The sequence below is a fragment of the Nitratireductor aestuarii genome, assembly GCF_014641695.1.
Classification (GTDB): domain Bacteria; phylum Pseudomonadota; class Alphaproteobacteria; order Rhizobiales; family Rhizobiaceae; genus Chelativorans; species Chelativorans aestuarii.
This window is the reverse complement of sequence record NZ_BMIF01000013.1, coordinates 56,446-77,206: the sequence shown is the minus strand read 5'-3', so window position 1 is coordinate 77,206 and position 20,761 is coordinate 56,446. Positions and strand designations below refer to the sequence as shown.

The 20,761-nt window shown below is 61.9% G+C and carries 20 protein-coding genes; 4 read left to right on the top strand and 16 right to left on the bottom strand.

Features of this window, described 5'->3' with window-relative positions; all coding sequences use genetic code 11:
* Positions 1-14: 14 nt before the first annotated feature.
* The 6 genes from cbbX to IEX27_RS17565 all read right to left on the bottom strand — a co-directional run bounded on the left by cbbX (position 15) and on the right by IEX27_RS17565 (position 5,952).
* Positions 15-935: a CbbX protein gene (gene cbbX / locus IEX27_RS17590; protein ID WP_188722394.1), complete on the bottom strand. Its 921-nt coding sequence runs from the start codon at positions 933-935 to the stop codon at positions 15-17.
* Between the two features lie 63 nt (positions 936-998).
* On the bottom strand, positions 999-1,418 hold the full coding sequence (locus IEX27_RS17585; RefSeq protein WP_188722393.1) for a ribulose bisphosphate carboxylase small subunit: 420 nt from the start codon (positions 1,416-1,418) through the stop codon (positions 999-1,001).
* A gap of 25 nt (positions 1,419-1,443) precedes the next feature.
* Positions 1,444-2,901 (bottom strand): form I ribulose bisphosphate carboxylase large subunit, encoded by a 1,458-nt coding sequence (locus IEX27_RS17580; protein WP_188722392.1) that lies wholly within the window; start codon positions 2,899-2,901, stop codon positions 1,444-1,446.
* A gap of 30 nt (positions 2,902-2,931) precedes the next feature.
* On the bottom strand, positions 2,932-4,011 hold the full coding sequence (fba, locus tag IEX27_RS17575) for a class II fructose-bisphosphate aldolase (protein WP_188722391.1): 1,080 nt from the start codon (positions 4,009-4,011) through the stop codon (positions 2,932-2,934).
* Positions 4,012-4,024: 13 nt separating this feature from the next.
* Positions 4,025-4,897 (bottom strand): phosphoribulokinase, encoded by an 873-nt coding sequence (locus IEX27_RS17570; protein ID WP_188722390.1) that lies wholly within the window; start codon positions 4,895-4,897, stop codon positions 4,025-4,027.
* Positions 4,898-4,905: 8 nt separating this feature from the next.
* The gene (locus IEX27_RS17565) at positions 4,906-5,952 is read right to left on the bottom strand and encodes a class 1 fructose-bisphosphatase (RefSeq protein WP_188722389.1); all 1,047 of its coding nucleotides are present in this window, start codon (positions 5,950-5,952) and stop codon (positions 4,906-4,908) included.
* Positions 5,953-6,050: 98 nt separating this feature from the next.
* On the opposite strand from IEX27_RS17565, the gene IEX27_RS17560 reads away from it, so the two are divergent.
* Entirely contained in the window at positions 6,051-7,067 is a 1,017-nt protein-coding gene (locus tag IEX27_RS17560) for a LysR family transcriptional regulator (protein ID WP_188722388.1), read from the top strand.
* Here IEX27_RS17560 and IEX27_RS17555 read toward each other — a convergent pair.
* The 4 genes from IEX27_RS17555 to IEX27_RS17540 all read right to left on the bottom strand — a co-directional run bounded on the left by IEX27_RS17555 (position 7,000) and on the right by IEX27_RS17540 (position 10,531).
* Entirely contained in the window at positions 7,000-7,353 is a 354-nt protein-coding gene (locus IEX27_RS17555) for a hypothetical protein (RefSeq protein WP_188722387.1), read from the bottom strand. The two genes, IEX27_RS17560 and IEX27_RS17555, sit on opposite strands and share 68 nt — an antisense overlap.
* Positions 7,354-7,462: 109 nt before the next feature.
* The gene (locus tag IEX27_RS17550; protein ID WP_188722386.1) at positions 7,463-8,416 is read right to left on the bottom strand and encodes an ABC transporter permease; all 954 of its coding nucleotides are present in this window, start codon (positions 8,414-8,416) and stop codon (positions 7,463-7,465) included.
* On the bottom strand, positions 8,406-9,344 hold the full coding sequence (locus tag IEX27_RS17545; RefSeq protein WP_188722385.1) for an ABC transporter ATP-binding protein: 939 nt from the start codon (positions 9,342-9,344) through the stop codon (positions 8,406-8,408). The genes IEX27_RS17550 and IEX27_RS17545 overlap by 11 nt, the downstream gene beginning before the upstream one ends.
* Complete coding sequence (locus IEX27_RS17540; RefSeq protein WP_188722384.1) at positions 9,341-10,531, bottom strand: COG1470 family protein; 1,191 nt, start codon at positions 10,529-10,531, stop codon at positions 9,341-9,343. Before IEX27_RS17540 ends, IEX27_RS17545 begins: the two co-directional genes overlap by 4 nt.
* Before the next feature lie 714 nt (positions 10,532-11,245).
* On the opposite strand from IEX27_RS17540, the gene IEX27_RS17535 reads away from it, so the two are divergent.
* Both IEX27_RS17535 and IEX27_RS17530 read left to right on the top strand, forming a co-directional pair.
* Positions 11,246-12,247 (top strand): LysR family transcriptional regulator, encoded by a 1,002-nt coding sequence (locus IEX27_RS17535; protein ID WP_188722383.1) that lies wholly within the window; start codon positions 11,246-11,248, stop codon positions 12,245-12,247.
* 4 nt (positions 12,248-12,251) lie between these two features.
* Complete coding sequence (locus IEX27_RS17530; protein WP_188722382.1) at positions 12,252-14,942, top strand: insulinase family protein; 2,691 nt, start codon at positions 12,252-12,254, stop codon at positions 14,940-14,942.
* Here IEX27_RS17530 and pqqE read toward each other — a convergent pair.
* The 6 genes from pqqE to IEX27_RS17500 all read right to left on the bottom strand — a co-directional run bounded on the left by pqqE (position 14,908) and on the right by IEX27_RS17500 (position 19,165).
* Complete coding sequence (pqqE, locus tag IEX27_RS17525) at positions 14,908-16,071, bottom strand: pyrroloquinoline quinone biosynthesis protein PqqE (protein WP_188722381.1); 1,164 nt, start codon at positions 16,069-16,071, stop codon at positions 14,908-14,910. The genes IEX27_RS17530 and pqqE overlap by 35 nt on opposite strands.
* A complete protein-coding gene (gene pqqD / locus IEX27_RS17520) occupies positions 16,068-16,391 on the bottom strand; it encodes a pyrroloquinoline quinone biosynthesis peptide chaperone PqqD (RefSeq protein WP_188722380.1) in 324 nt (107 codons plus the stop codon). Before pqqD ends, pqqE begins: the two co-directional genes overlap by 4 nt.
* A complete protein-coding gene (gene pqqC, locus IEX27_RS17515) occupies positions 16,388-17,155 on the bottom strand; it encodes a pyrroloquinoline-quinone synthase PqqC (RefSeq protein WP_188722379.1) in 768 nt (255 codons plus the stop codon). Before pqqC ends, pqqD begins: the two co-directional genes overlap by 4 nt.
* Positions 17,152-18,072, bottom strand: a complete 921-nt coding sequence (pqqB, locus tag IEX27_RS17510; RefSeq protein WP_188722378.1) for a pyrroloquinoline quinone biosynthesis protein PqqB — start codon at positions 18,070-18,072, stop codon at positions 17,152-17,154. The genes pqqC and pqqB overlap by 4 nt, the downstream gene beginning before the upstream one ends.
* A gap of 38 nt (positions 18,073-18,110) precedes the next feature.
* Positions 18,111-18,191, bottom strand: a complete 81-nt coding sequence (gene pqqA / locus IEX27_RS17505) for a pyrroloquinoline quinone precursor peptide PqqA (RefSeq protein WP_188722430.1) — start codon at positions 18,189-18,191, stop codon at positions 18,111-18,113.
* A gap of 140 nt (positions 18,192-18,331) precedes the next feature.
* A complete protein-coding gene (locus IEX27_RS17500) occupies positions 18,332-19,165 on the bottom strand; it encodes a universal stress protein (RefSeq protein WP_188722377.1) in 834 nt (277 codons plus the stop codon).
* Between the two features lie 202 nt (positions 19,166-19,367).
* Between IEX27_RS17500 and hemN the strand changes: the two genes are divergently transcribed.
* Positions 19,368-20,744 (top strand): oxygen-independent coproporphyrinogen III oxidase, encoded by a 1,377-nt coding sequence (gene hemN / locus IEX27_RS17495; RefSeq protein ID WP_188722376.1) that lies wholly within the window; start codon positions 19,368-19,370, stop codon positions 20,742-20,744.
* Positions 20,745-20,761: the final 17 nt, after the last annotated feature.

The following is a 20,761-nucleotide window of genomic DNA, read 5'->3' as shown; positions in this document are numbered from 1 at the left end:
GGTCTTGTTCCAGACTATGAACCTGCTGCCGCCGCATCGAAAACGCGGCTGGCGCGGATATCTTCGGCGCGGATGGTCGAGAGTTCGTCAGCATCGAGCGGGCCGCTCGCGGTCTCGAACAGCCGGTTTGCCTGACGCAAGCGCGCCCTGTCGAGCGCATTGCGGATGGAGCGCGCATTGGCGAAGTGCGGCTGCTGACGGCGGCGAGAGATGTAATCGCGCATCGCCGCCTCGGCTTCCTCATCGAGACGATAGTTCTGCTTCTCCAACATCTTCACCCCGATCTGCAGCAGCTCCGGGTCGTCGTAGTCAGGGAAGTCAATGTGGTGAGCAATCCGCGAGCGGAACCCCGGATTGCTCTCGAAGAAGCGCTCCATGCGCGCCGCATAGCCGGCGAGGATCACCACCAGATCGTCGCGCTGGTTTTCCATCACCTGCAGAAGGATCTCGATCGCCTCCTGTCCGTAATCGCGTTCGTTCTCGGGGCGATAAAGGTAGTAGGCCTCATCGATGAACAACACGCCGCCCATTGCCCGCTTCAGCACCTCCTTGGTCTTGGGCGCGGTGTGGCCGATGTACTGACCGACGAGATCATCGCGCGTCACGGAGACGAGATGCCCTTTGCGGATATAGCCGAGCCGGTGCAGCAGGTCCGCCATGCGAAGCGCCACCGTGGTTTTTCCGGTACCGGGATTGCCGGTGAAGCTCATGTGAAGCGTCGGCGTTTCATGCGCGAGCCCCATGCTGCGGCGGGCACGCTCCACCAGAAGCAGCGCCGCCGTCTCGCGGATGCGCTTCTTCACCGGGGCAAGGCCGATCAGATCGCGGTCAAGCTCCGCCAGCACCTCGCCGACGCCAGACGCCTCGTATTCGGCGCGCAGATCGACGGAGGTCGGAACGCTGTTTGCCTCTTCGGCGAGTGCCGTTGCAGACATGGGAGTCTCCTGTTGCCCATCCTCCAGGTCCAAAGGCCCTCATGGTGAGGAAGGGTTGCACAGTCAGCTATAGCGTTGGCCGGCGGGCCTGTCCGATGCGTAGGACCGGGTCGTGTAGCCCATCATGCGGCCGCCGCGTTCGTGCCGTTCCAGCTGGAAGCCAGGTTCGTCAGGAGGACGGTTGACGATGAAGGAGAGCTTCACCGACTCCCAGCCATGAGTGGCATCGAACGCGACGACACGGATGTAGCGGTCGCCGTACACCTTCCGGCACTCCGCCAACTCGAACATCAGTGCGGCTGCATCAGGATTGTCGAACATCGGGTGCCCCCACATATCCCAGTAGGTGTTGCGGGGATGCGGGTCGTCGGTGAATTCGAGGCTCACCGCCCAGCCATTGTCGATGCAGTACTGTACCTGCGCCCGGATCTGATCGTCAGTGAGATCGGGCAGGAATGAGAATGCTCCCTGGGTGATGCGCATTGGTTTTCTCCAAGATCGGGTTGGCTCATTCCGCTGCCGTCGCAACGGGCACGAAGTCGGGTGTATCGGTCGAAGCGTAGTTGAAGGAGACGTCCTTCCACGTCTCGAGCGCCTGCTTCAGCGGCATGCAATGACGCGCCGCAGCCTCTAGGATCTCAGGCCCTTCGCGGACATAGTCCCGGCCTTCGTTGCGCGCGAACACCATCGCTTCGAGCGCCACGCGGTTGGCCGTTGCACCCGCCGCAATGCCCATCGGGTGACCAATTGTGCCGCCGCCGAACTGCAGCACCACGTCTTCGCCGAGCAGGTGCAGGAGTTGGTGCATCTGGCCGGCATGGATGCCGCCGGAAGCCACCGGCATCAGCCGGTTGAGCGACGCCCAATTCTGGTCGAAGAAGATGCCGTTTTCGAGCCGCATCGGGTTAAACTCCTCGCGGCAGACGTCGTAATAGCCTTTGGTCGTCGCCGGATCACCCTCCAGCTTGCCGACCACCGTGCCCGCATGGATGTGGTCGACGCCCGCAAGCCGCATCCACTTGGCGATGACGCGGAAAGAGACGCCGTGGTTCTTCTGGCGCGTGTAGGTGGAATGACCGGCGCGGTGCAGATGCAGGACCATGTCGTTTTTCCGCGCCCACTTCGCCATCGACTGAATGGCCGTATAGCCGATCACGAGGTCGATCATGACGATCACCGAGCCCAGCTCCTTGGCGAATTCGGCGCGCTCGTACATGTCCTCCATGGTCGCGGCGGTAACATTGAGGTAGGTGCCCTTTATCTCGCCTGTCTCGGCCTGCGCCTTGTTGACGGCCTCCATGCAGTAGAGGAAGCGGTCGCGCCAGTGCATGAAGGGCTGTGAGTTGATGTTCTCGTCGTCCTTGGTGAAATCGAGACCACCTTTCAGCGCCTCATAGACCACGCGGCCATAGTTGCGGCCGGAAAGGCCGAGCTTCGGCTTCACGGTGGCGCCGAGCAGCGGCCGACCGAACTTGTCCAGACGCTCGCGCTCCACGACGATGCCGGTCGCCGGGCCCTGGAAGGTTTTGACGTATGCCGTTGGCAGGCGCATGTCTTCGAGCCTGAGCGCCTTCAGCGCCTTGAAACCGAAGACATTGCCGATGATGGAGGCGGTCAGGTTTGCGATCGAACTCGGCTCGAACAGGTCGAGATCATAGGCGATGTAGGCGAAATACTGGCCGGGCGTGTGCGGCACCGGGTCCACGCGATAGGCTTTGGCGCGGTACTTGTCGCAGGCGGTCAGCCGATCGGTCCAGACGACGGTCCAGGTAGCCGTGGAGGATTCACCGGCAACGGCTGCCGCCGCCTCGACCGGGTCCACACCTTCCTGTGGCGTGATGCGGAAGAGCGCGATGATGTCCGTATCCTTGGGCTCATAGTCCGGTTCCCAGTAGCCCATCTTCTTGTATTCGAGGACGCCGGCCGAATAGCGTGCGGCGCCGGTGAGCGTTGTGGTCTCAGCCATGGTCGTGTTCCTTTCTTCGGTCCGGTGCCGTCAGGCAGCCCTGGCTATGGTTGATTGGGGATCGAGTTCGCCGCTGGCGTAGCGCTTCGCCATCTCGTCCATGGAGATGACCTTGATCTTCGGCGCGTGCCCGGCGGTGCCGAAGCGCTCGAAACGGTCGCGGCAGAGCTCCCGCAGCGCATCCATTGCAGGTTTCAAAAACTTGCGCGGGTCGAACTCGGCCGGATCTTCCACCGCGACACGGCGGAATTGCCCGGCCATCGCCATGCGGCAGTCGGTGTCAATGTTGACCTTGCGGACGCCGTGGCGGATGCCGCGCTCGATCTCTTCGACTGGAACGCCATAGGTCTGCGGCATCCGCCCGCCGAAGCGGTTGATGACGTCCTGCAGTTCCTGCGGCACCGAGGAAGAGCCGTGCATCACCAGATGCGTGTTCGGCAGCCTCCGGTTGATCTCCTCGATCACATGCATCGCGAGAATGTCGCCGTCCGGACGACGCGAGAACTTGTAAGCCCCGTGCGAGGTGCCACAGGCGATGGCCAGCGCATCGACGCCCGTCCTGCGGACGAAGTCCACCGCCTGATCCGGATCGGTCAGCAGTTGGTCGTGCGAGAGCTCCCCTTCCGCGCCGTGGCCGTCCTCGGCCTCACCGCCTCCGGTCTCCAGAGAGCCCAGCACGCCAAGCTCGCCTTCCACGGAAGCGCCAACCCAGTGGGCCATGCGCGCGACGCGCTCGGTGATCGCAGCATTGTATTCATAGCTTGCGGGTGTCTTCGCGTCGGCCGCGAGCGAACCGTCCATCATCACGGAGGTGAAACCGTGGCGGATGGCGCTAAGGCAGGTGGCCTCGTCATTGCCGTGGTCCTGATGCAGGCAGACGGGAATGGACGGATACATCTCCACCAGCGCGTCGATCATCTTCGAGAGCATGATGTCGCCCGCATAGCTGCGCGCGCCGCGCGACACCTGAAGGATGACTGGTGCATCGCAGGCCTTCGCCGCCTCCATGATGGCAAGGCCCTGCTCCATGTTGTTGATGTTGAAGGCTGGGACGCCGTAGCCATGCTCGGCGGCATGGTCGAGCAGCTGTCGCAACGTGATCTTCGCCATGGTCAGTTCCTCCTCAGGACGCGCGCTGCTTGCGCTCTATGAGTTGCAGGATGAGCGGGGTCAGGATCAGCTGCATCGCCAGATCCAGCTTGTTGCCCGGCACAACGATGGAATTCGCCCGCGACATGAAGGAGTTGTGGATCATCGCCAGCAGGTACGGGAAATCGATGCCGCGCGGGTTGCGGAAGCGGATCACCAGCATCGATTCATCAGGCGTCGGTATCCAGCGGGCAATGAACGGATTGGAGGTATCCACCACCGGCACGCGCTGGAAGTTGATATCCGTCTCGGTGAACTGCGGGGTGATGTAGCGGACATAGTCCGGCATGCGGCGCAGGATCATGTCCATCACCGCTTCCGTCGAATAACCGCGTGCCTCGCGATCGCGGTGGATCTTCTGGATCCATTCCAGATTTATGACCGGCGCGACACCGATCTTGAGATCGCAATGGCGGGCGAGGTTCAGCGTCTCGCTGACCACGCAACCGTGCAGCCCTTCATAGAAGAGCAAATCCGTCTCCTCAAATTCACGCCAGGGAGTGAAATTGCCGGGCTGAATGCCGTAGTCTCTGGCCTCTTCCTGGTCATGGACATAGGTGCGGGTGCGCCCTGTGCCGTGCCGGCCGTACTCCTCGAAGATCGACTCGAGCAGATGCAGCTCGTTCGCCTCGACGTTGAAGTGGGTAAAGTTGGGATTGCCCCGGGCGGCCTCCTCGGCGACCTTCCTCTTCATGTCCTCGCGATTGTAGCGATGGAAAGCATCGCCTTCGATGAAGGCGGCCCTGATCTGCTCGCGGCGGAAGATCAGCTCGAAGATCCGCTTGACCGACGTGGTGCCGGCGCCCGAGGAACCCGTGATCGATATGATTGGATGGCGGACTGACATGGCTCACCTCACGCACGCAACAGGCCGCGGCGATTGAATAGCGGCGCGCGCTCCGCGATGGAGCTTGGCTGGGAGAGGTAGCGGGTGACGCGATTGACTTCGCGGCTCGCGCCGAAGACGAGCGGCACCCGCTGGTGCAGGCTTTCCGGCTCCAGATCGAGGATGCGGTTCAGCGTGTCGCTGGCAGCACCGCCAGCCTGCTCGATGAGCAAGGCGACAGGATTTGCCTCATAGACGAGCCGGAGGCGTCCGTCCCGATAGCCCCTGCGCTTATCGCCCGGATAGAGATAGACGCCGCCGCGCGTAAGGATGCGGTAGCACTCAGCCACCATCGAGGCGATCCAGCGCATGTTGAAGTCCTTCTCGCGCGGACCTTCCCTGCCCTTCAGGCAATCGTCCACGTAGAGGCGGATGCCCTCGTCCCAATGCCGGTAGTTGGACATGTTGATGGCAAATTCCTGCGTCCGCTCCGGGACTTGCGGCGCCCGGGGTGTGAGAACGAACGCGCCGTGTGCCGGCGAATAGGCGAAAAGATGCGTGCCGCTGCCGAGTGTCAGCGCCAGCGCCAGCTGCGGCCCGTAGATGAAAAAGCCCGCAGCAAGCTGACGATGTCCCGCCTGAAGAAAAGGTGCGGCCGGATTTGAGCCCGGCACGCCAGCAGTCGGGAGAAGAGAGAAAATGGTGCCTATCGAGATGTTCGTGTCGATGTTTGAGGATCCGTCGACCGGATCGATGGCGACGGCAATCGGTGCGTGTTCGTCGAGAAGCAGTGCTTCCGGCCGCTCTTCAGAAGCATAGGCTGCCACACGGGCTTCGCGGCAGGCAGCGAGAAACATCTCGTCAGCCTTTACGTCCAGGCCCTTCTGGTCGTCGCCTTCTCCATTGGAACCACGCCTGGCGCCGAGTTCATCCGGAAGCGGACCTGCTCCGATCAGTTCCTTCACCTTCACGGCGGTGGCCGCGAGCTGGCGAATGGTGCCGGCGACTGCAAGCTGAACATCGTTTCCTCGCGATGCGTAATCAGCCAGAAAGCTTTGCAGGGTCGTGGTCATCATGCTTCCTCCTCAGATGAACCAGGTCAGGAAAGCAGACGACAAAAGGTAAGTACATTTTAATTACTTTACGTTGGCACTAAAATTAGTTTAGCTATGCCATGCGCAACCTTACACTCCGACAGCTCCGCACCCTTCAGGTGGTAGCCAGCCACGGCAGAATTGTCAGTGCTGCCAAGGAGTTGGCGCTAACTCCTCCAGCAGTGACCATCCAGCTCCGTCAGGCTGAGGAAGAGCTCGGTCTGGAGCTCTTCGACCGCCTGCGGGACGGTTTGCGACCGACCACCGCTGGGCTGGCGGTGATTGAAGCGGCGGGTGCGATCGAGGATAGGCTGCGCCAGCTCGCCGAGGAGATCGATGCGATCAAGGGTGTGCGCGCAGGGTCACTGCGGCTGGGCGTCGCCTCAACGGCAAAATATTTCGCGCCGCGCATGATGGCGGGTTTCATGAAGCAGCACCCCAACATCCAGGTGCAGCTCCTGGTGGGAAACCGCGCCGAAATCATCGAGAAACTAAGGACGCATGAGGTGGACATTGCCGTCATGGGTCGTGCGCCGCGGGACCTGCCGGCAACGGCCGTCGCCTTCGGCGATCACCCGCTCGTCATCATTGCGCCGCCTGATCATCCGCTGGCTCCTGTGCAGGACATTTCGAAAGACCGCATTGCGCAGGAGAATTTTCTCATCCGTGAGCCTGGATCCGGCACCCGCAGTGCGCTCGAGATCTTCCTGAGCGATATTCCGGGCCGTGTCGAAGCGCTCGGGCTCGAGATGGATTCGAACGAGACCATCAAGCAGGCTGTTATGGCGGGCCTAGGCATTGCGTTCATCTCCGCGCACACGATCGAGGCTGAGGTTCAGGCAAAACGGCTGGTCATTCTGGATGTAGTCGGGCTGCCGGTCCGGCGCCAATGGTTTGCGGTTACCCGTGCGGATCGCGCAATGTCGCCTGCAATGGCGGCGTTCAAAGCGTTTCTGTTGAGCAATGGTGCCAGGTACCTGCCCGTGGTCGGCACGCTCTATCCCGAAACGGCGATCAGAAAAACCCGGCCTAAAGGGGCGAATGCTGATGGAAAGCCAGCTTCCAGCCGTCGTCGCGGCGGAAATAACCGGAGCTGACGAGCGCGGAATATTGCATGCCGTCGGCCCTCGTCACGTCTGCCTTGTAGCTGATGATGGCGGCTTCTCCGCAATGCAGGAACTGCCGGTCGCCCATGGTAAGCTCCCGCCACCTGTTCACCAGTGTAGCGGTGGCAGCCACCTGATCGCGATCGAACACGCCATGCATTTCGCCAGCCTGCGGAAAAGCAAGCAGCGCTTTCTCGTCGAGATGCTCGAGAAAATGGTCCCGGCCTCGCAGCCAGAAGCCTTCATCAATGGCGAACAGTTGATCTTCAAGTGTCATGCGGCACCTCCCCACCTACAACAAGGGCCGCCCTTAGATGTTCCCCGATTCCCGCCGGAGCGCAAGACCCCAGCGGGAACAAATCGTGAAAATATTCAGATCATGCCGATCAGGCCCTCACCTCCTGTCGCTGGAAGACGACATAGGTCAGCGTGAACAGGATCAGCATGGCGGCGACCAGGCTGACGATCTGCGGCCACACGATCAGCAGGCTCTGTGTGGTTGGCAGGGGAGCCCCGACCACCGCACCGCGCAGCTGGTGCGCGAAGACCGGGCCGACGGAGCGCGCCTGCGGGTCAAGCAGCAGACCAGTCACCTCGCCATAGAGCGTCTGCGGCGAGAACCGCGCGATGAGCTGCTGCCACTCGAAGCGGTTGACGATGCTCATCGGATCGAACGGATCGATCGGTGCGATGATGCCCGCAACAAGCGGCGCGATCATGCTCCAGAACACCGTGAGCACCAGCCAGACCGAGAGCGCGGCAAGCGCCGAAGTCGCGGGCGAGCGCACCACCGTCGAGAAGGCGATGGCGAGCGCCAGCCACACGCCCGCATAGGCCAGTGTTACCGCGAGCCATGCCACGCCCCGGACGATGTCCGCCGCAGATGGCGGCAGGCCGAGGAACATGATGCCAAGCCCCACCATCATCAGCCAGAGGGTGAGCAGCGCGATCGCGATGACAAGCAGACCGCCGAGGAACTTTCCGAACAGCACCGCATCGCGATAGATGGGCTGCGCCAACAGGCGGCTAAGCGTCCGCCGGTTGAACTCGCCATTGATGGCATCAAAGCCTAGCGCGATCGCCACCAACGGAAGCAGGAAGCCCAGGAAAGCCGCGAAGGATGGCAGCGGCTCCCTCGCCACCGTAAAGAGCTTCAGGAACAGGTGCGGATCTTCAGCCGTCGTGTCGCGGATCCGGTCGATGGCGCCATAAACGGAGCCGATGGCGGTCAGCAGCACCAGAAGCATGATCAGGTGCATGCGCGCACTGGTCATGTGGTCTGCCGCCTCCTTCAGCGCCACGGTGCCCACGCCGGTGAACGGAGAACCTTCACGCCGCATTTGCGAACTCCCTGAAATAACGGTTATAGGCTTCATCAAGGCGGGCGCGGCGGAGGTTCATGTTCTTGAGATTTCCGCCCGCTTCCACAATCCGCCGTGCCAGCGTCGGGCGCACGTCGCTCACCGCCTCCACCTGCCAGATGCCGGGGCCGCTATCCACGACGGACGTGATACCGTTCTCGCCCTGCAGAATTTGCGCGAGATCGATGCCATCGGCCTCCACATCGATGAGGAAGGAGCCGCGCCCAATGCGCTCAGCCAGTTCCTCCACCGTGCCGAAGAAACCGATGCGGCCCTTGTTGAAGAGCGCCACGCGGCTGCAGATCGACTGCACCACATCCAGCATGTGCGAGGAAAGCAGGATGGTCATGCCGCCCTGCGACAGCTCCAGGATCAGTTCCAGCAGTTCCTGCGTGGACTGCGGGTCGAGACCGGACGTCGGCTCGTCGAGGATGGCAACCTTGCAGTCCCGCATGAGCAGCTCGGCAATGCCGAGGCGCTGGCGCATGCCGCGTGAGTAGGTTGCGACAGGCTTGTCGGCTGCTTCGGTCAGACGCACGCGAGCGAGGGCAGCGGCGATGCGCTCCTTCGCAAGTTCGCGGCTCATGCCGGCAAGTCTCGCCGTGTAAGCGAGGTTTTCGCGGCCGGTCATCTGGTCATAGAAGCCGACTGCGTCCGGCAGGTACCCCACCTCGCGCTTGACGGCCAGCGGCTGGCGCAACGGATCCTTGCCAAGAATGGTGACGGAGCCTTCCGTCGCCTCGGTCAGCCCCAGCAGCATCAGGATCGTCGTCGTCTTGCCGGCCCCGTTGGGGCCGAGCAGTCCGATGACTTCCCGCTCATGTACGGAAAGGTCTATGCCCGCCACGGCGACCGCGTCACCGTAGCGCTTGGCTAGACCTTTCGCCTCCAGAACCACCGCGCTCATCGCCGTCCATACCTCATAACTGCCCCGCCTAGGATCAGAGCCGCGGCTGCGATAATGGCAAGCCCGGCAGCGCCCCAGACGGTCGATGTCTTGACGGTTACGCGGAACTGCGCGCTTTCGGAGATGTTGTCATTCTGCGCCCTGACGGTCACCATGTAGTCGCCGGTGATCGCCTGCTCGGAAGGGGTGATCTTGACGTTCACCTCACTTGCCGAATTGGGAGCGATCTGCGCGATTTCCTTGGGTTCAAACTCGACGTTCCAGCCCGTCGGCTGGGAAGCGGAGAGCTCAATATCTTGCGCAGGCGCCGAGCCTGAATTCGCCAGCGTGAAGGTGAAACTCGTCTCGCGTCCTGCGACTGCCTCACCGGAGAGACGCTCCTGTGGGCCAATGATCGCCACCTGAGGCTCGCCGGTGACGTCGAGCTTGAGGTCAGCCGTGCCGGTCAACCCCTCGCCCGAAACCTCGAAGCCGGCCTCATATTGCCCGGCCGAAACGCTGCGCGACGGGATCACCTCCAGCGTAACGGTTTCGGTAGAGCCGGCGGAGATCGGTACGCTTGTGATCTCTTCCGAGCCGTAGCCCTTCTTGAAGCGGGTATGGAAACCGTTCGGCACCTTGGCTGCCAGATTGAACAGGCCGTCTTCCGCGCCCTCGTTCTTCACGCGGATCTTGAAGGAGAAGGTTGATCGGGCGCTGCCGCGAAGGGCGGGCAGTTCAGGCTCCACCGACAGTCCGGAGGTCACCGGTTCCGTCTCGGAAAGGCGGACTACCAGAGGCAGCGAGACCGTGCCGCTGTCGGTACGGGCACGAACTTCGATCGGATACTTCCTGTCCGTTTCGGCATCTTCCGGCGGGGTGAGGTCGAGCGTCAGCCGCTCACTCGAGTCAGGCGAAACGATCGCGGCGGTGACCTCGCGACCACCCCCCTTGAGCGACCATTCCCAGCCTTCCGGAACGCCGGTGACCTCAATGGAGGCGCGCTGCGGCGGAAGGTTCTGGTTGCGCAGCGAGAGCGAAACCGAGTGGTTTTCGCCTGGCTTGATCGTCATTTCAGGCCAGGATGTGGTGAGCCAGAAGCCGCTCAGTTCAGCTGTCTGGGCGCCACTCTCCTGCGCCGACGCGGGCGGTGCCAGCAACGTTGCTCCAAGGGCTGCAGCCATCAATGTTCTTGTGATAGTCCTCATCATGTTCTCCCTGATCATCACAAAGACAGTCAGCAAAAAAACGGAGGAGCGGTCCTGCCCGTAACGGGCAGGCACCATTCCTCCGCAAAACCAGTCGGTGGGGCTTGTTCTAGGGAGCGTGCTGCGCCCTTGTGCGGGGAGCGCGATCGCATCTCAGGTCTCGTTGAATGACCGCAGCACGGCATCGGCCGACCCACGTACGGACGACGGCCGGCGGTCTGTTTAGAGACGGCGAAAATCTGCAGCGTACCGTGTGGCAGGCAGACGATCATCTTCAGGCTCCGGGACGTTTCCTTCCAGACTCTCGGAATTTAGGGGAATGGATCAGGGCAGCGTCAGTCGCTGCAGGGGGTTCTCACATGAAAGAAGCCGCTGTCCCTCCCCGGCCTTTCCTATTCCTCCCGCGGAACCCCGTTCTTACCTGCTTCAGAAATGTTGCTTCGCCGGATGTCTCCATTCAGCAAAGGACGGAACATTGTCGCGTTCTCCCTAAGGACCAACAGTTCTTGTTAGATCGATTTCAGCTAGTTACGGCTTTTTCCACTTTCAAGAGGCTGATCATCGCAGACAGCGCTCCTGACGCACCGCAGGGCGTTTGAGGACCGGATTGCCAATAGTTTCAATCTATAATTCGCATAGGGTCACATTCACAGCAGGGTATGGTAATGACGTGAGACAGTTCGCGGCGCGAGTCAGGAGCGCCAAGGGAGGTCCATGTCCTACGCGGAAGTGTTTCGGAAAGCCGGCAGGCGCAACGGCGAAATCACGCTGCAGCGCATGCGCATCTTCTGGGCTGTCGCGCATAGCGAAACCCTGACCAAGGCCGCCAAGCAGCTGGGCCTTTCCCAGCCCACACTCTCCCAGCAGATCGCCAGCCTGGAAGCGGCCGTCGGCACCCCGCTCTTCGAGCGCCGCTCAAACCAGATGATCCTGACGGAGGCTGGGCATTTCCTCCTGCGCAAGGCGGAATCCGTGCTGCGCAACATGCAGGAACTGGAAGATGGCCTTGCCGAATTCAGCGACGGCGTCCGCGTCACGCTTCGCATCGCTGGCTTAAGCTCGATGCTGCGCCTCGTGCTGCCACCGGCCATTGCGCGCAACCACGAGCTCTTCCCTGACGTGGAATATGACATCCACGACTGCGCGCCGCCGGACATTCTCGAAATGCTCTATGGACGGCGGGCGAATATCGGCCTCATCAATGCAGGAGCCGTGGCCAGCGCCAGCACCGGCTTCATGCAGGTGCCGCTGCTCGAAGACCCTTACGTTCTCGCCGTTCCAAAGCGGCTGGAGCTGGAAGGGGTGGTCCACACGAATGAACTGACGCCAGAGGCACAGGAGCTGCTCAACCGGTCGATCCGTTTTTCCTTCGGCTCCGCCCACTCCGAACACGTGCAGGAATGGTATGCGGACCTGCTGCCCGACAATCGTCCGATCGCCAGCACGCGCGGCTATGGCGATGCGCTGGCACTCGTTCGCGCCGGGATGGGCGTCTGCCTGACGCCAGCGCTGGCCTGTATCATGGATTCGACGCTGACGGCGGACCTGAACCTCTATCGCGTGTCGTTCCCGCCGCGAAAGATCGTTGCGCTGGTGCCGACGCAGTATCGTCGGACGCAGCCCTATGCGAGTTTTCTGGAAGCGCTGCAGGAAGCTTCCGCGAGCCTCAAGCTGCCGCCGATGATGGAAACACCGCCGCTTCTCGCCGGCGGATGAGAGCATGACAGCCTCGGCGTTCAGGCCTGAGCGCGAGCTGGAGATCCCGGAGCGCGCGTCCGTTGCCCGGTCCTTCACTCACCAGGCAACCGGAGCGCAGGTTCTTGCGCTCAGCAACGGCGACGCAAACAAGTGCTTCGGCATCACCTTCCGCGCCGAGACTCCGGATGACACGGGCGTAGGGCATATTCTGGAGCATTCTGTGCTCTGCGGATCGAGGCGCTATACGTCCGCCGCACCCTTTGCGGAACTGCTCAAGGGCTCGCTGCAGACGCATCTGAATGCCTCGACCTTGCCGGACCGGACCATCTACATGGCTGCAAGCCAGAACCGGGCCGACTTCTACAACCTGTTCGACGTCTATTTCGACGCGGTGTTTCATCCCCTGCTCCGTGAGAGCACGTTCCGCCAGGAACGTGGCGTCGTCTACAACGAGATGAAGGGCGTCTATGCCGATCCCGCCGCCCGGCTTGTGCGAGAATTACGGGCGGCACTCTTTCCGGACACCTTTTACCGCTTCGATCATGGGGGCGATCCGGCCGCGATCCGTGAACTCACCCTTGAGGCGATGCGACGCTTCCATGCGCAATACTACCATCCCGCCAACGCGCTCGTGTTTCTCTCAGGCGATCTTGATGTAGCCGAGGCACTGGCGTTTCTGGATCAACGCCTTGCCGGCTTCGGACCTCGGTCGCCAGCAGAGCGTCCGCCTCTTCAGCCACCCGTCCCTCAACCTCGAAGGCGCGCTATGGCGGGATTAAGTGGGCACGTGATGCGCGGATGGGTTCTGCCGCCGCCAGGTGATGCTGTCGAGGCGCTGGAGCAGGACTTTCTTTCGGAGCTGCTTTCAGGCTGGGAAGCTGCTCTGCTGCAAAATGCGATCCGGAAAGCAGGTCTCAGCGGCCGGGTGATGACGGGGCTGTCGCGCGAGACGCTGCAGCCAGTACTCTCCATCGGTCTCATTGGCACAGAGCCAAAGCAGGCGGTCCGCTTTGATGAAGTGATTGATGGGGCGCTTTCCGAGCTCAAGCCTAACTTGGTCGATACGGCCCTTCACCGACTGGAATTCCGTCTTCGCGAGAATGATGGCGGGCGACTGCCTCCCGAGCTGGCGCTCATGCATCGAGTGTTGGGCCCTTGGCGCGCAGGGTTTGATTCCATCGAATTCCTGATTTTTGATCAGCCGCTTAGGACTCTCAGTCAACGTATAACTTCAGGCGAATACCTGCGCGACCGGATACGCACGCTGATCACCCACAACCCGCATCAGGCGACAGTGGTGCTTGATCCTCGGCCGTCAAGTGCACCAAAGGCAAAGCTGCAGGAACCTCTGCCCTCCAATTCAGAAGCAGAGACTTCTTCCAGCGTTCCGATCCTCAGCCTCGACCAGATCCCGCATGAGGAAGCGATCATCCCGCAGGAGATCGTGCAGCAATCCGATCCCTGCATTCTGGTGCATCCCCAGCCCACGAACGGCATCTGCTACCTCCAGATCGGCTTTCCGCTGGACCACCTGCCACTGTCGCTCCTTCCACTTGCGCCACTGTTTGGCCGGATGCTTCTGGAAGGTAGCGAGAGCATTCGCCACCGAAAGAACCGCCTGCTCGGCAACGCTTCCGTGGAAACGCATGTTCTTGCCGGAGGCGGCACCTGGTTGTTCCTTCGGCTTGGGGGAATGCAGGCGAAGCTGAGCGCCATTCTTGGGCTGGTCACCGACATGCTGGCCGCCCCGCTGCTCGCCGACCGCGACCGCTTCGCGGAACTGCTCTCAGACGAAATTGCCCGGCACCAGGCCTCTCTGCTACCGCGCGGTCATGAGTATGCCGACCTAGCCGTCTCCGCTGCTCTGCATGAAGCGGGAGCAACGGCGGAATTGCTGCAGGGTTACTCCCAGCTGCAGTTTCTCCAAGGCTTGAGGGACAGCGAGTGGGAAACTGTGAAGAGTAATTTGGAGCAGCTGCGGCGAGCGCTCGTCCAACGGAAGGGCATGGTCTGCAGCGTGACCGTTGAGCCGCATTTTGCTAAGGCAAGCGGTGCGGCCGTAGCGCAATCTCTGCGCCAGTTGCCGGAAGGCGATGCGGTCGAGCCCATGGCGGTTCCTGAGCTCAGCAACTCAACCGGAATCCCGATCAATACGCCGGTCAACTTCGTGGCCTTGGGCATTAAGCTGCCCCAAGATGAACGCCGTGGCGCCTTCGCCGCGGCTGCCCGTCACATCGCCGGAACCTGGCTGTGGAACCGCGTGCGGATGGAGGGTGGAGCCTATGGTGCACTGGCGCGGTTTGCTCCTCTTTCCGGCAGCCTTCGGTTCCTGTCGTACCGCGATCCTCACCTGCTGCGGACGGTGGATACCTTCAGCGGAGTGCCTGATTTCCTGCGCGAACCGATCACAGACAAGGAACTCCGCCAGAGCATCATCAGCGCTGTCGCGGAACTGGACCGCCCAAAGCTTCCGCGCGACCGCAGCCTGGGGGCGACGTTCTCCCACCTATCGGGCGATGTGCCAGTGCGACGGCAGGAGCGACGCGAATGCCTTCTCTCAGCTACGAGAGCCGATCTTCACCACCTTGCGGAGCTGATCGAAGCCCAGCAGAAGCACGTCGCCGTACTGGGTTCGCAAGCGGCGTTGCAGGCAGCACTTGAGGAGCGGCCCGGTCTTTTCAGGACCGATTGGCTTCCGGCGTGCCGCCCTTGAAATTGCGATAGATGAACTGATCGGAGCCTTCGGCTTCCGTCTTTGCCGCGCGGAAAATCTTCTCATGGAAGGGCGAGAAGCTGCAGGCGGGATCCGTGGCGGAAGCATTGCCCGTCAGCGCGAAGGCCTGGCAGCGGCAGCCGCCGAAATCCTCTTCCTTCAATGCGCAACTGCGGCAAGGCTCCGGCATCCAGTCGGTGCCGCGATAGAGGTTGAGCGCGGGCGAGTTCTCCCAGATCCAGGCCAGTGAGTGATCGCGGATGGAGTCGAACTGCAGCCCGGTGATGGATTCCGCCGCATGGCAGGGCAGCACCTTGCCGGAGGGCGAGATGTTGAAGAACTGCTGGCCCCAGCCACCCATGCATTTCTTGGGCTGCAGCGCGTAGTAATCGGGGATCACGTAGTCGATGGCCAGAATGCCGTGCAGCCGCTCGCGCGCTTCCTCAACGATCTGCGTCGTCCAGTCGACCTGTTCCTCGGTCGGCATTAACGCGGCGCGGTTCTTCAGCGCCCAGCCGTAATACTGCACATTGGCGACCTCCAGCCGCTCGGCATCGAGCGCCACAGCCATCTCGATAATCTCGGGCAACTGGTGCAGGTTCTGCCGGTGCATCACGGCGTTGATGGTGAGCGGCAGCCCAAGCTCGCGCGTCCAGCGGGCGGCTTCGAGCTTCTTTCCATGCCCGCCCCTGTAACCGCCGACACGATCAGCAAGCTGAGCTTCGCTGCCCTGAAAGCTGATCTGAACGTGCGAGAGGCCCGCATCGCTGAGCTCGGCAAGGCGGTCGCGCGTCAGCAGCACGGCTGAGGTGATGAGGTTGGAGTAGAGTCCGACTTCCGTGGCATGGCGGATGAGTTCGGCAAGGTCCCGCCGCGCGGTCGGCTCGCCGCCCGAGAAGTGAATCTGCAGCACGCCCATGTCCGCCATTTCGGAAATGACGCGCTTCCATTCGTCGGTAGTGAGCTCCGCGTTTGCGCGATCCAGCTCCACGGGATTGGAGCAATAGGGACATTGCAATGGACACCGGTGCGTGATCTCGGCCAGCACCGACATCGGGATGCCGTAGCTCTTGCCGGCGCCGGAAAGCGGCTTTGTTTCGGCCTTCGGCTGCTCAAGCAGATCGCTCATGATTTCTCCTCCGCCGCATTGATCAGGTAACCCTTGTCGGCAAGATCCTGCAGGAGGGCGATGACGTCAGTGCGGATCAGCTCCCGATCGGCAGCGTATTTCTCCGAGAGTAAGTCCACGACATCTTCGATACTGCGCTCACCGTCGCAGAGGTTCAGGATCTCGATCGCTGTTTCGTCGGGCACGAGAACCCGCTCCGGTACCAGCAGCACCCAAAGCTCGCGCACCTTGTCGAACTTCAACCGCGCATGGCGGGCGAGCCTCGGCCGGCTTGCGTCGGTCAGTTCAAGACGAAGGGTGCGGGCTGGGACAGCACTCATCCGTTCACCTCCGGACGGAAAGCGCCGGGTGGAACATGGCCGCTGACATAGGCGTGATAAAGCGCGTCGAGCTGCACCCAGAGCACATTGGTCTTGAAGATCAGGGCATCGCAAACGGCCTGCCGCTCTTCCGGATTACGCGCGTTCTCCTTCACATATTTCAGAGCAAACTGAGCGTCTTCGGGAGCCTGGGTCATGCGCCGCTTGAAATAGGCCATGACGTCGGGCGTGATGAAGTCGTAGTGCTCCAGCATGCCGACGATGCGCTCTTCGTGCAGGGTGGGAGCGAAGAGCTCCGTTAGTGAGGAGGCAATCGCTTCCAGCGGCGAGCGCTGCGCCACGAAGTTAACATAGGCATCCACTGCGAAACGCGTGGCCGGCAGAATGCCCTTCGTGGATTCCACATAGGCGCGGTCCAGTCCCAGCCCGTCGGTAAGGATGAACCAGCGTTCGATGCCGCCTTCGTCACCCGCAATACCGTCGTGATCCTCGATACGCTTGCGCCATTCGAGCCGGATGTTGCGGTCGCGGAACCGCGAGAGAACATGCGCATCCTTGATGGGGATGGAGCTCTGGTAATAGAACCGGTTAAGCGCCCAGGCCTGCACCTGCCCCTTGTTGAGCTTGCCGCTGTGCAGCATGCGGTGGAACGGGTGCAGGTTGTGATAGCGCCGCGCACCGATCTCGAAGAGGCGTGCTTCCATCGCCTCCGCGCTTTCCAGCGGGCTATCATCAATGTCGGAAAATACCGGTGCAACGTTCATAGTCTGAACTCCATTCCGTCTCGGCCGATCTGCCATCCCGCTTCCTCGGCCTGATAGCGCTCGTCCGAGCCGGGCCGCAGAACGGGGTTTGAATTGTTGATGTGCAGGAAAACCTTCTGCCGGATCTTGAGGCGTGAGAGCCCTGCCATGGCGCCGTCTTCGCCCGACATGGAGATGTGGCCCATGCGCCGGCCGGTCTTCTGGCTTAGGCCGGCTGAAATCATCTCGTCGTCGCGCCAGAGTGTTCCGTCGAAGAAGACAAGTGGCGCGCCTTCGAGGCGGCTCGCAAGTGCCGGAGTGATCTCGCCGCAGGCTGCTATGAAGAACAGTTCGCCGCCATCCTGCGCCTTGATGTGGAGCGCGATGGTATCGCCCTCCTCCTCCGGCCTGGCGCTTTCAGTGCCTTCCAGATACCAGGCGGGCTTGCCGGGAACGACGAAGGCCGTGACCTCCAGTCCGGAAGGTCTTCCGTCCGGCAGATGAGGCTCGAAGGTTTTTTCCACCTCAACGGCGTAGCGCGCGACCGTTTCGGGTCGCAACACGTTGAAGATGCTGTTTTCGGCGAGCACCGAGAGCACCTTGCGATGCGCATAAATGGAGAACGGCGTTCCTTCGCGCAGGGAAAGCAGGCCGGCAACAGCATCCACCTCACCATTGGTGAGGAAGACGCCCGAGATCGGGCTGTGCCGAAGGGCTGTGCCCTGCGGGTGAAGTGACGGCGTCGCGTTGATCTGCTCGCGGATATCCGGTGAGGCGTTGATCAGGAACCAGTGCCGGTCATCGCAGGTGATGGCGACGGAAGCCTGCGTCGCCTGACGCGAGCGGCTCGTTCGCGCCTCACGGCAATTGTCACAATTGCAGTTCCATTGGGGAACGCCGCCGCCTGCCGCAGCGCCCAAGACGATAGCTCGCAACATTGCTGACTTACCTTTTAGGGATGCGGCAGGCGAACGCGTTACTTGCGCTTCGCGCAGGCGTACATGTTGATTTCCATGCCCACCTGCACTTCAACGATCTTGGGTGATTTCCAAGCCATATTGAATACTCCTCTTTGAAAGCTGGGTCTGGTACCCAACAGGAGTCTGCATGTCGGAGGCCTGACGATCCATCTATGGTTACCATAGACAACCCTCGCACCCTGGCGCGAGGGTTCGGAGAGTATGCAGCTTCGAGCGCTCAGTGTGACAGCAACACAGGCAATTGCAGGTCGTCCAGAATGTTGCTGGTGGCGCCACCCAGCACAAACTGCCGTAGCCGGGAATGGCCGTAGGCGCCCATCACCAGTACATCTGCTTCGATGGCCTTCGCCTCAGCCTGCAAGGTATCGCCTATGCGGCGACCTTTGGTGCGCACCTGATGAGCCTCAGCCTGGAGGCCTCGCCGTTCGAGATAGCTGGCGAGCCGATCGGCAGCGGTTGTGTCCTTTATGGCCTTCTCGTCCGTGACCACGATCACTGAGGCGGACTTTGCGCTTCCAAATACCCTGAACGCGTCCGCAACCGCGCGGGCAGCGACGCGGCTTCCATCCCAGGCGATCGCGATATGATCGGCTGCCGTGGGAACGGTTTTCGGCATCAGGAGGACGGGACGTCCGGAATCGAAGATGAGCGCTTCGGCAATGGTCCTGACGCAGCGGCTGTCTGGCTCCCAGCCAAGCAGCGTAACATCATGGTAGCGGGCGGCCACCATGGCGCCTGTGCCGAACTCTGCCTCTAGCAGGCGGAGGCTCAACTCTTCATGCTTCACACCAAGTGACTGCGCATTTTCCGCGATAGCTCGGAGCAGTGCCTCTCCACGCTTGCGACTGGCTGCTTCCGTATCCTTGATCACCTTCGACAGGTCGAGCAGCGTTCCGGCAAGCGCGTTCGACACTTCCGGCACGCGCACCTCAATTGCAAGCGCGTAGAGCCTGGCGCCGAGAAGCTGCACCATTTTCGTCGCATTGGCCGGCACAGAAGCGTCGGCGGGATCAGGATAGGTTACAAGCGGCAGCAGGGCTTCGATGGACATGGAATCCTCCTCTCTCGGAGCACGCAGTCAATGAAGACGCCCCCGAAGCTCTATGCTTTGAGCTTCCTCCGCGAAAGAAGCGGATCGGGTGGGGCAATATGCCCGATACTATCGCAGATGGAGCGTTGGCCAGCCTTGATCCTTGTCAATGCGTGGGGTGGCTGTCGGTGCACAAGTGGCGCTGACAGCAAAGGGGATTTGCATGCAACGAGCAGGTGAACAGATGACCGGCGCCGCGCCCGCAGGCTTGACGGGTCGCCTTTCCGCATCCTTACCACGCTATACGAGCTACCCGACGGCTCCACACTTCCACACCCGGATCGATGACGCGGCGTTCCGTGGCTGGCTCGGTCAGGTGCGCGAGGGCGAGGAAATATCCCTCTATATCCACATTCCCTTCTGCGACCGCCTATGCTGGTTCTGCGCCTGTCACACCAAGATGACGTTGCGCTACGAGCCGGTTGCCGCCTACCTGAAGTCGCTGAAACAAGAGATCGCCACCGTCGGCACCCTAGTGAAGGGCGCACGCGTACGCGCGCTGCATTTCGGCGGGGGATCGCCTACGATCCTCAAGCCAGAAGATGTCGTCGCGCTCAATGAGGCGCTGCGCAGCGCTTTCGACTTCCTGCCTAACGCGGATATCAGCGTCGAACTCGACCCGACCGACATGGATGAAGCGCGGCTCGATGCCTTCGCTGCAATCGGCATGACCCGGGCGAGCCTCGGCGTTCAGGATTTCGATCCGAAGGTGCAGAAGGCCATCAACCGCGAGCAGGGCTTTGAGCTGACGAAGAGGGTCGTGGATGGCGTCCGCGCGCGCGGCATCCGTTCGCTCAACCTCGACCTGCTCTACGGCCTGCCGCACCAGACGCTGAAAGGTCTGGAGGTGACGCTTGCGCGAGCGCTACAGCTCTCGCCGGACCGTATCGCGCTCTTCGGTTATGCGCATGTGCCCTGGTTCAAGAAGCACCAGACGATGATCGATGAAGCGGCCCTCCCCGGTCCGGAAGAACGCCTGGCCCAGCAGCAGCTCGCGGCAAGGCTGATCGTGGAGGCGGGCTGGGAGGCGATCGGCCTCGATCACTTCGCCAAGCTTGATGACTCGCTAGCGCAGGTTGCGCGCGAAGGCCGCCTCTGCCGCAACTTCCAGGGCTATACGGATGACGGCTGTGAGACGCTGATCGGCCTCGGCCCCTCCTCCGTCTCACGCCTGCGCCAGGGCTACGCGCAGAACAACCCCGCCATCAATGTCTACAGCAGCTGCGTGGAGGAAGGCCGGCTTGCCGTCGCCCGCGGCATCGCCTTTACCGAGGAAGATCGCGCCCGCGCCTGGGTGATCGAGCGGCTGATGTGCGACTTCGCCTTCTCGGCAGAGCGGCTCGTGAGCCTGTTTGGCCCGATCGGCCAGCAGATTGTTGAAGAGGCTGAGGCTTTGGCTCGTGAGGACGACACGCTGCTCATCCGGAACGGCGATCTGTTCCAGATGCCGGAGGAGTCGCGCGTTCTGGTGCGCATCGCGGCCGCCCATTTCGACGCTTATCTTGCGAAGGGCAATGCGCGGCATTCCGTGGCGGTTTGATCTCGGCTGCTATCCGC

Bases quoted from the DNA above. Each gene is read 5' to 3' on its own strand.
- cbbX (WP_188722394.1), bottom strand. From the start codon at position 935: ATGTCTGCAACGGCACTCGCCGAAGAGGCAAACAGCGTTCCGACCTCC.
- IEX27_RS17585 (WP_188722393.1), bottom strand. From the start codon at position 1,418: ATGCGCATCACCCAGGGAGCATTCTCATTCCTGCCCGATCTCACTGAC.
- IEX27_RS17580 (WP_188722392.1), bottom strand. From the start codon at position 2,901: ATGGCTGAGACCACAACGCTCACCGGCGCCGCACGCTATTCGGCCGGC.
- fba (WP_188722391.1), bottom strand. From the start codon at position 4,011: ATGGCGAAGATCACGTTGCGACAGCTGCTCGACCATGCCGCCGAGCAT.
- IEX27_RS17570 (WP_188722390.1), bottom strand. From the start codon at position 4,897: ATGTCAGTCCGCCATCCAATCATATCGATCACGGGTTCCTCGGGCGCC.
- IEX27_RS17565 (WP_188722389.1), bottom strand. From the start codon at position 5,952: ATGATGACCACGACCCTGCAAAGCTTTCTGGCTGATTACGCATCGCGA.
- IEX27_RS17560 (WP_188722388.1), top strand. From the start codon at position 6,051: ATGCGCAACCTTACACTCCGACAGCTCCGCACCCTTCAGGTGGTAGCC.
- IEX27_RS17555 (WP_188722387.1), bottom strand. From the start codon at position 7,353: ATGACACTTGAAGATCAACTGTTCGCCATTGATGAAGGCTTCTGGCTG.
- IEX27_RS17550 (WP_188722386.1), bottom strand. From the start codon at position 8,416: ATGCGGCGTGAAGGTTCTCCGTTCACCGGCGTGGGCACCGTGGCGCTG.
- IEX27_RS17545 (WP_188722385.1), bottom strand. From the start codon at position 9,344: ATGAGCGCGGTGGTTCTGGAGGCGAAAGGTCTAGCCAAGCGCTACGGT.
- IEX27_RS17540 (WP_188722384.1), bottom strand. From the start codon at position 10,531: ATGAGGACTATCACAAGAACATTGATGGCTGCAGCCCTTGGAGCAACG.
- IEX27_RS17535 (WP_188722383.1), top strand. From the start codon at position 11,246: ATGTCCTACGCGGAAGTGTTTCGGAAAGCCGGCAGGCGCAACGGCGAA.
- IEX27_RS17530 (WP_188722382.1), top strand. From the start codon at position 12,252: ATGACAGCCTCGGCGTTCAGGCCTGAGCGCGAGCTGGAGATCCCGGAG.
- pqqE (WP_188722381.1), bottom strand. From the start codon at position 16,071: ATGAGCGATCTGCTTGAGCAGCCGAAGGCCGAAACAAAGCCGCTTTCC.
- pqqD (WP_188722380.1), bottom strand. From the start codon at position 16,391: ATGAGTGCTGTCCCAGCCCGCACCCTTCGTCTTGAACTGACCGACGCA.
- pqqC (WP_188722379.1), bottom strand. From the start codon at position 17,155: ATGAACGTTGCACCGGTATTTTCCGACATTGATGATAGCCCGCTGGAA.
- pqqB (WP_188722378.1), bottom strand. From the start codon at position 18,072: ATGTTGCGAGCTATCGTCTTGGGCGCTGCGGCAGGCGGCGGCGTTCCC.
- pqqA (WP_188722430.1), bottom strand. From the start codon at position 18,191: ATGGCTTGGAAATCACCCAAGATCGTTGAAGTGCAGGTGGGCATGGAA.
- IEX27_RS17500 (WP_188722377.1), bottom strand. From the start codon at position 19,165: ATGTCCATCGAAGCCCTGCTGCCGCTTGTAACCTATCCTGATCCCGCC.
- hemN (WP_188722376.1), top strand. From the start codon at position 19,368: ATGCAACGAGCAGGTGAACAGATGACCGGCGCCGCGCCCGCAGGCTTG.